The sequence below is a fragment of the Vibrio barjaei genome (assembly GCF_001639065.2).
GTDB classification, from domain to species: domain Bacteria; phylum Pseudomonadota; class Gammaproteobacteria; order Enterobacterales; family Vibrionaceae; genus Vibrio; species Vibrio barjaei.
Map to the genome: position 1 here is coordinate 205,453 of NZ_LQXO02000003.1, position 9,259 is coordinate 214,711.

A 9,259-nucleotide genomic window follows, 5' to 3' on the forward strand; every position below is an offset into this window, starting at 1 on the left:
GCTACGGCTCATTAAATAGAAATAGCCCCAGCTCATGATGACTGGGGCTATTTGTTTTTACTCGCCTAAATCGGGCATCACTGGTTTTACGTTATCAATAGGGTAGCAGCCAAGTACTTTAAGGTACTTAGTGATCTTTATAAGCTCATGAATGGCTTGCTGCATTGATTCTGAGTCTTTGTGGGCTTCCACATCCACATAAAACATCTCTTCCCAAGGATTACCCATAATAGGACGTGACTCGAGCTTGGTCATATTGATTCCATAGCGCTGGAGTACTAATAAGGTTTCAACCAACGAACCTGCTTGTTGAGACGTCGCCATGATAAAGGTAGTTTTTGCTGGAATTTGCGCTGACACTTCAACAGGCTTTCTTGCAACGACGATGAATCGAGTATGGTTTTCTGTCTGATTAGCAATGTTGCTTTGAATCGATTGCAAGCCATAGAGTTTGCCGCTGGCTGCGTGGCCGATTGCAGCAACATCGTCTCTATTAAGCTGCTGAACTTTCTGCATTGCATCCGCTGTGCTTGCACAAGACTCCAGTTGAACGCCAGATAGTCTGCCCAAGAACTCACTGCATTGCTGATGAGGTTGTGGGTGAGAGTACAGCGTTTTGATGTTTTCCAGACGAATTTCTTTGGTCGCAACCAAGCAGTGCTCAATAGGTTGGGTGATTTCACCAACGATATGTAAAGTCGTATGTTGCAGTAAGTCGAATACTTCATTAATTGAGCCAGAGCTGGTGTTTTCAATAGGCAATACACCGAAATCAGCATGACCTGACTCGACCGTTTTTGTGACTTCTTTGAACTGGTCACAATTGAGTTCAATGAGCTCCGTGTTCTTTCGAGAGAAATAATCTCGGCTTGCTAGGTGTGAGTAAGAGCCCTTAGCGCCTAGAAAGGCCACTCTAGCAACAGGTTTTCTGCTTTGTTGCGGGTTGGCTAAGTTTTGTAGGTAAACCTGTTGCAGCAGAACAGAATCTTCAATGATAGTGTGGAAGATCTTTGTGATGTAAGACGCATCCAGCTCGTACTTGTCTTTACCGTTATTAATGAGCTTAACCAAAAGTTGTTGCTCACGAGCGGCATCACGAACCGGTTTTGAGGTTTCTACTTTGCTTTTTGCTACTTCAATGCTGAGCTTGCGACGTTCAGAAAGAAGCTGCAACAAGTTGTCATCTAGCTCGTTCAGACGTAAGCGAATTTCTTCAAGTGAGTAGTTTGTGTCTGTCATCAAATAATCCTTATAAAAAAACCTCCCATTGGGAGGCTTTCCGTTCGTTTTTGACTTTTCTTTCGAAAACGAAGAAGCCTCCAAGCCTAGTGGAGAAAAAAGAAGTCAAAAAAGAACAGATTAATCGGGTACATAGAAAATGTAGTCTTAAGTTTTTTTGGGCTAAGCCACACAATAAGCAAGGGAGTGGGGAGCGTCAAGCAAAAAAATAGCGCCTTACGGCGCTATTCTACAATCGTTTTATTTACGAGCCTTTATTCGGTTTCTTCTACTAACTCAGGCTTATCCGTGCGTCTCGCTTCTGGCTTATGTCTGAGTTTGTTTAGCTGACGTTCTAACTTCTGTTCTACCTCGTTAACGGCAGCGTATAAATCTTCATGAGTAGCGGAAGCGACAAGTTTGCCTTTGGGTACCGTAATGGACGCTTCGAATTTCATTTGTTTGTTTGGCTCTTCGCTGAAAGCAGTCTGGCAACTAATGATATCCACTTGCCATTTTTCTAACTTCTTAAACTTGCTTTCGATATGCTCACGGATTGCAGAGGTGATCTCAATGTTTTTACCAGTGATGTTTACTCTCATATGTTTTTTCCTCTGTTGCATCCCTCATGGGTTAACTCCAGATTACTTATCCATGGAGAAAAGAATGTGATCTATATCACTAAAACGATAGGGTTTTTCGCATCAAAATTTAAATGTGATCTATCGCAAAACTTTTTACTGTTAACACATGAAAAGACTTTCTTTTCCGTCAAAAGTCATTAATTTGGAAAGAGTAGCGCACTGAAAATCCTCCATTTTTGGCGCGTTTTTACGACCTAAGAAATCTCCTGCTTAAAATTCACTCGACTTTAAAGTGTGATCACTATCACTCAGTGATGGTCTCCTCTTTTGACCCCAAAACTCGATAAAATTCAATGTCACTGTTTAGTGCTTGTTGTTCCTGCCTGATCTGCTGTAGAGACTCTAGCTGTTTGTAGATAACATAGTATCGGTTGATATTTGCCACGTAAGTAACGGGCTCAGAGCTAATATTCCTTCGTGCCATCAGCTCCACATTGCCAAACCATTTATTAGGGTCGTAACCGTGTTTGGTGGCTAAGCGCCGCATTTTAGCGATGTTTCCCGGACCTGCATTGTAGGCCGCCAGCGATAAATAAACTTTGTCATCATTACTTATCGCGTCATCGCTAAAGTATCTATCTCTGATAAAGCGCATATATTTCACGCCAGCATGGACGTTATTCTCAATTTTATTGATATTTTTGATGTTTACATTGCGATCACGGGCGGTACTTGGAAGGACCTGCATGATGCCAACAGCGCCTTTGGGTGAGACTTTGTTTTGGTTTAGCTTAGATTCTTGAAACGCCTGTGCGGCAATCATAAGGAAGTCAAAGTCGTATTTGTCGCCATACTTCTTGAACAATGAAATCAGCTTATCCAATTGTTGGACATTCTTAGGATCAAGGGCCTTTGAAAACCAACCTGTGTTATCCAAATATTTGTTATAAATAACATTTCCTAGCAATGTGCCTTGCTTGGCAGTTTTAATATAAGCGTTTACTTGTTTCTCTAATTTTGGCGAATCTTTGCGCATGGCCCACGCGATTTGACCATCTTTACTCAATGGTATTGAGTCATGGATATTCAAATCATCAAACGTCTTGTTCCAAAAGAATGCTTTATGACTATCGAGAACGGTCGCTCCAATATAGCCTTGCTTAACCATTTCGACCAATTCGTAGTCTTGAAGCGTTTCTTCTAAATACTGAACGTAGACAGGAGGCTTATCATTGCTGGTTAGTTTTTGATTTAGTGCCTGTAAGTTCTCGAAATAACTAGAGCTGCCACGAACCCAAACTTCTTGACCACTCAGGTCTTCGACACTTTCTAAAGACGGATAATCGCTAGTTGTCACAATCAGCTCGCTGATGTCAGAGAGAATCGGGGTACTGAACTGAACGATTTCTTGTCGTTTGGGTGTAATTGTGAGGTTTGCGACAACGAGATCACCATAGCCATTAACTAAAGCTGGAATGAGGTCGTCTCGTGGCACAGGAATTACCTGTACTTTTATCTTTGAGTATTTCTTTTTGAGATTTTTCTCGAAGTGATAGAGCTGTTCCGCTCCAATCCCTTTGGGCTGTCCCTTTTCTATGTAATAGAAACCAAGATCAGCAGAGACCAAAACGCGAATAACACGCTTCTCTACTAAACTATCCAAATCGCCAGTATATGGCTCATTACTTAGAGGAGTTAACTCTAGAGCCCTTACTGGAAGTGTCATGAACCCTATGACAAAACATAATAAAATCGCCTTCACAACTATCCCTTTTTGCTACTGCGCTAAAGATAAATATATAAATAAAAAAGGAATTTTGCCAACTTATGGGCACAAAAAAGCGCTGCATCGGCAGCGCTTTTGGAAGGTGAATTTGTCTATAACCCTAAAGTGGGTTTAGCTCCATTAATTTCTCAGTGCGCTCGACTTGCTCTTGCATTCCTAGTTCTTCGTATGCTTTCTTTTGCAGTACTAAAGATTGGCGAGCGGCTTCTGTATCAGGGTAGGTTTTTTGAATTTCCTGAGCTCTATTGATAGCGGCAATCCAAGCTTCACGTCGGATATAGAAGTCAGCGGTAGCAAGGTCATATTTAGCCAAACGGTTTTTCAACGCAACCATACGTTTCTGCGCGTCTTCGGCGTAAGCACTATTCGGGTATCGTTTTAATAGGCGATCGAAATCAGCAAATGCAGCTTTTACTGGCTCAGGGTCGCGGTCTGAACGATCGATCCTGAGAATGTCATGCATGAAGTTTCTGTCTTGTGCCATATGCGTTAAGCCTCGCATGTACAACACCCAGTCAGAACGTTCGTGAGTTGGATTTAATCGAGAGAAACGCTCTATCGTAGCCAGACCAAGCGCTAAGTCATCGTTCTTGTAGTAAGCGTAAATCAAATCAAGTTGTACTTGTTCAGTGTAAGCACCAAATGGGTAGCGAGAATCCAGCGCTTCAAGGCGCTCAATGGCTGATGTCCAGTTACCACCTTGTAACGATTCTTGAGCTTCAGCGTAGAGCTGGGAAGGCGGAACATCTGGGACGGTGACTTCTTTGTCAGCACAACCAAACAACAAAGCTAGAGAAAGCAAGCTTGTTAGTTTAAGTAGTTTCATACGAGAACGAGTTTCCTTGACGTAAATATTTTTCCGTGTCCATTACTTTTCTTCTCAGTAACAGATACAATGATGGGCTATATTATCCACACTCGTGGTATTAGTCCCAAGGTTTTTTAAAAAGTTCGATATGGCTCAGCAGATTGAATTAACAAATACAGTAAAAGACAGCCAGTTAGGTCAACGTTTAGACCAAGCTGTGGCTGAATTGTTCGCAGATTTTTCTCGTTCGCGCCTGAAAGAGTGGCTTTTGGACGGAAAAATTGCCGTTAACGGTGAGGTAATCACTAAACCGCGTACCAAAGTTATGGGCGGTGAGTTGATAACCGTTCAAGCTGAACTAGAAGATGAAGAGCGCTTTGAAGCTCAAGACATTCCTCTTAATATCGTCTACGAAGATGATGACATTATTGTGATCAATAAGCCAAGAGATTTCGTTGTTCATCCTGGAGCAGGGACGCCAGATGGCACGGTTCTTAATGCATTGTTACATCATTTTCCAGCGATTGCGGAAGTACCGCGAGCAGGCATTGTTCACCGCCTCGATAAAGACACGACAGGTTTGATGGTTGTTGCTAAGACGGTTCCTGCTCAAACTCGGTTGGTACGTGCTCTACAAAAACGTAACATCACCCGTGAATACGAAGCTATTGCTATCGGTAAAATGACGGCTGGTGGCATGGTAGACAAAGCGATCGGTCGTCACTCGACTAAACGTACACTGATGGCTGTGAACGAACTTGGTAAACCTGCGGTAACCCATTACCGAGTTGCAGAACATTTCCGAGAGCACACTCGTATTCGTTTACGTCTAGAAACGGGTCGAACTCACCAAATCCGTGTTCATATGTCCTACCTTCAGCATCCACTGTTAGGTGATAGCGCTTATGGTGGTCGCGCTCGTATTCCACGCGGAGCGAGCGAAGAGCTGACTCACATGATTCGTAGCTTTGATCGTCAAGCTCTGCACGCGGTAATGCTCAAGTTTGCGCATCCTGTTACTGGAGAAGAGATGACTTTCCATGCTCCAATTCCAGATGATATGGTCGTCATGACGGAAGCGTTGCGTGAAGATGCTAAGTTAAATAAAGAAGAAGATTATTAATGTCGCTTCTGACACCAAACTGGAGCAAACCTAATAATGTTGGAGCGGTAAGCTCAACACGTGAAGATGGAGCCTCTAAGGCTCCGTTTTCTGGTCTTAATCTAGGGATGCATGTAGGTGATGAGCCTTCTGATGTGTTGGCGAACCGTCATGCATTAGAAGTGAAGGCGAATATGCCTTCTTCGCCTATTTGGCTCAATCAAACTCATTCTACTAAAGTTGTCACCGTTCAAGTTCCAACAGAGCAGGTGTTGGATGCGGATGCGAGTTTTACACGAACACCTGGTGTCGTCCTTAGTGCTATGACGGCAGATTGTTTGCCAATTCTAATATGTGCCAAGGATGGAACCGCGGTTGCTGCAATACATGCAGGATGGCGTGGTTTGGCAGACGGGATTGTCGAAGAGGCTGCTAACCTGTTCGATAGTGAGGCACAAGCTTGGATTGGTCCTGCGATTGGCTTCGAGTCTTTTGAAGTCGGGCTGGATGTGAAACACGCATTTTGTCAGATGAATCCTGAATATGGTATTGCATTTAAAGAAAGCGTGAATCCAGAGAAGTGGCTTGCTAATTTAGCACTTATTGCGCAGATGAAATTGCAAGCTTCAGCTATCAGTGATGTAACGCAGAGCAACTTGTGCACGTTTAGCGATGAAAAGCGCTTCTTTTCTTATCGACGTGATGGGCAGACAGGCCGAATGGCAAGCTTTATCTGGATCAATCACTGATTTTCACTCCTTTGTCTTGAAATCCGTTTTGCTAGCAACCATCTTAATTGCATAACAAGCTGTATGTAATTTAAACGGGGGTTGCTATGCGCCTAGATCGATTTACTAGCAAATTCCAAATTGCTATTTCTGATGCTCAATCATTGGCATTGGGTCGAGATCATCAATACATTGAACCTGTCCACCTTATGGTTGCTTTGCTTAACCAAGAGGGCAGCTCTATTCGTCCACTATTAACCATGCTGAACGTTGACGTGGTTCAATTACGTTCCAAGCTGTCTGAATTAATGGACAAACTTCCTAAAGTAACAGGCGTCGGTGGCGATGTTCAGCTGTCTAGTGCTATGGGGCAAATATTTAATCTCTGTGACAAAATTGCTCAAAAACGTCAAGACGCCTATATCTCTTCTGAGATCTTTTTGCTTGCTGCAATAGAAGATAAAGGTCCTTTAGGTGCGCTTTTAAAACAGCAAGGATTAACAGAAGCAAAAGTAAACCAAGCAATCGAGCAAATTCGTGGTGGTCAGAAAGTGGATGACCCCAATGCGGAAGAAAAGCGCCAAGCTTTGGAGAAATTTACTATCGACCTGACTGAGCGAGCGGAACAAGGCAAGCTTGATCCGGTGATTGGTCGTGACGATGAGATTCGCCGCACCATACAAGTACTTCAACGTCGTACCAAAAATAACCCCGTCATTATAGGTGAACCCGGTGTAGGTAAGACAGCTATCGTAGAGGGGCTAGCACAACGCATTATTAATAATGAAGTCCCTGAAGGTTTGCGTGGGCGTCGCGTTCTTTCTTTAGATATGGGCTCATTGGTGGCTGGTGCCAAATATCGTGGTGAGTTTGAAGAGCGCTTGAAATCGGTCTTAAATGAATTAGCTAAAGAAGAAGGTAACATAATTCTCTTCATCGATGAGCTGCACACTATGGTTGGTGCTGGGAAAGGTGAAGGTTCGATGGATGCAGGTAATATGTTAAAGCCTGCATTGGCGCGTGGTGAGCTGCACTGTGTCGGTGCGACTACGTTGGATGAATATCGCCAGTATATTGAAAAAGATGCGGCATTAGAACGACGCTTCCAAAAAGTATTGGTTGATGAACCGAGCGTCGAAGACACCGTAGCAATATTACGTGGTTTGAAAGAGCGTTATGAGCTCCATCACCATGTTGAAATTACTGACCCTGCTATTGTTGCAGCGGCGAGTTTATCGCATCGATATATTACTGATAGACAACTACCTGATAAGGCGATCGACCTTATTGATGAAGCCGCCTCGAGCATTCGACTTCAGATAGATTCGAAGCCGGAATCTTTGGATAAGTTGGAACGTAAAATCATCCAACTAAAAATCGAGCAGCAAGCTCTCAAAAATGAGTCGGATAATGCCAGTGAGAAGCGTCTGCTCGCACTCAATGAAGAGTTAGAGTCAAAAGAGCGTGATTACGCGGAGCTGGAAGAAGTCTGGAATGCCGAAAAAGCAGCATTATCAGGTACTCAACATATTAAGTCTGAACTCGAACAGGCAAGACTCGATATGGATGTGGCCAGACGTGCGGGCGATTTGAACCGAATGTCTGAGCTACAATATGGCCGTATTCCAGAGCTAGAGAAACAACTCGACTTAGCGACTCAAGCAGAAATGCAAGAAATGAGCTTGCTTCGCAACAAAGTGACCGATGCTGAAATCGCGGAAGTACTATCAAAGCAAACTGGGATTCCAGTGTCTAAAATGCTTGAGGCAGAAAAAGATAAGCTTCTAAAAATGGAAGATGTACTGCACAAACGCGTCATAGGGCAAGCGGAAGCTGTCGAAGTAGTATCTGATGCCATTCGCCGTAGTCGAGCTGGCCTGGCGGATCCTAATCGTCCAATAGGCTCTTTCTTATTCCTTGGCCCAACTGGTGTGGGTAAAACGGAACTGTGTAAAACGCTTGCAAGCTTTATGTTTGATAGTGAAGACGCCATGGTGCGTATCGACATGTCTGAGTTCATGGAGAAACACTCAGTTGCTCGTTTAGTAGGTGCCCCTCCGGGTTATGTAGGTTATGAAGAAGGTGGGTACCTAACGGAAGCCGTTAGACGTAAACCATATTCGGTGATTTTGCTTGATGAAGTTGAGAAGGCGCATCCAGATGTCTTCAATATTCTATTGCAAGTTCTAGACGATGGTCGCTTGACCGATGGCCAAGGTAGAACGGTCGATTTTAGAAATACGGTAGTCATTATGACGTCGAATCTTGGTTCATCTCGTATCCAAGAGAATTTCCAGGTGCTTGATTATGAGGGTATTAAGCGAGAAGTAATGGATGTTGTGACCTCTCACTTTAAGCCTGAATTCCTAAATCGCGTAGATGAAAGTGTGGTCTTCCATCCATTGGGTGCGGAGCACATTAAGTCTATTGCGGGTATTCAATTGCAACGCTTGGGCAAACGAATGGAAGACAATGGCTATCATCTAATAGTTGCCGATGCGGCTTTAGATTACATCGCCAAAGTAGGTTATGACCCAGTATATGGAGCTAGACCGCTTAAAAGAGCGATTCAACAAAGTATCGAAAATCCGTTGGCTAAAGAAATACTAGCCGGCAAAGTTGACCCAACTAAGCCAGTACGTCTTATAGTGAACAACGATAAAATTGCTGTTGGGCAGTAAATAGCAAGGAAAATGAAAATAGCGTAGTAAAAGGGGGGCTTAGCCCCCCTTTTTTGTGTCTTTTTTCGGCGCTTTGTTTCTTTTGTGTTCGAACGGCGATAAAAAGCGATTTTATTTCAAATTAGCGCTTGCCAAGAATTGGTTCGTCTCTATAATGCCACCTCGCTGACACGGGATGAGGTAACGAAAAGCCCTAACGAGTTAGCAGGTCAAATCGCTTCTACGAAGCAAAGTAAAATTAGTTAGAAAAGTGGTTGACACGATAACTAAAATCGCTAAAATGACCGTCCGTTTTGAGTGAAGCTCGAAACAAGCTCTTTAACAATATAAACCTATCAATCTGTGTGGGCAC

At 43.4% G+C, this 9,259-nt stretch carries 7 protein-coding genes and 1 other annotated feature; of the genes, 3 read left to right on the forward strand and 4 right to left on the reverse strand.

Annotation, left to right across the window (positions count from 1 at the left end; all coding sequences use genetic code 11):
• Positions 1-57: 57 nt before the first annotated feature.
• The 4 genes from pheA to bamD all read right to left on the reverse strand — a co-directional run bounded on the left by pheA (position 58) and on the right by bamD (position 4,414).
• Positions 58-1,239, reverse strand: a complete 1,182-nt coding sequence (pheA, locus tag AWH66_RS00900) for a prephenate dehydratase (RefSeq protein WP_006072925.1) — start codon at positions 1,237-1,239, stop codon at positions 58-60.
• 12 nt (positions 1,240-1,251) lie between these two features.
• Positions 1,252-1,371: a sequence feature (Phe leader region), on the reverse strand.
• 122 nt (positions 1,372-1,493) lie between these two features.
• Positions 1,494-1,820, reverse strand: coding sequence for a ribosome hibernation-promoting factor, HPF/YfiA family (gene hpf / locus AWH66_RS00905; protein WP_006072926.1), 327 nt, complete (start codon positions 1,818-1,820; stop codon positions 1,494-1,496).
• A gap of 286 nt (positions 1,821-2,106) precedes the next feature.
• Positions 2,107-3,528 (reverse strand): MltF family protein, encoded by a 1,422-nt coding sequence (locus AWH66_RS00910; protein ID WP_063606555.1) that lies wholly within the window; start codon positions 3,526-3,528, stop codon positions 2,107-2,109.
• Between the two features lie 160 nt (positions 3,529-3,688).
• Positions 3,689-4,414 carry an outer membrane protein assembly factor BamD gene (bamD, locus tag AWH66_RS00915; protein WP_006072929.1) on the reverse strand — a complete coding sequence of 242 codons (726 nt, stop codon included), beginning with the start codon at positions 4,412-4,414 and terminating at the stop codon, positions 3,689-3,691.
• A gap of 130 nt (positions 4,415-4,544) precedes the next feature.
• On the opposite strand from bamD, the gene rluD reads away from it, so the two are divergent.
• The 3 genes from rluD (at position 4,545) to clpB (ending at position 8,907) form a co-directional block, all read left to right on the forward strand.
• A complete protein-coding gene (rluD, locus tag AWH66_RS00920; protein ID WP_006072930.1) occupies positions 4,545-5,519 on the forward strand; it encodes a 23S rRNA pseudouridine(1911/1915/1917) synthase RluD in 975 nt (324 codons plus the stop codon).
• Positions 5,519-6,247: a peptidoglycan editing factor PgeF gene (gene pgeF, locus AWH66_RS00925; protein WP_063606554.1), complete on the forward strand. Its 729-nt coding sequence runs from the start codon at positions 5,519-5,521 to the stop codon at positions 6,245-6,247. Before rluD ends, pgeF begins: the two co-directional genes overlap by 1 nt.
• Before the next feature lie 86 nt (positions 6,248-6,333).
• A complete protein-coding gene (gene clpB / locus AWH66_RS00930; protein ID WP_063606553.1) occupies positions 6,334-8,907 on the forward strand; it encodes an ATP-dependent chaperone ClpB in 2,574 nt (857 codons plus the stop codon).
• The last annotated feature ends 352 nt before the right edge of the window (positions 8,908-9,259 follow it).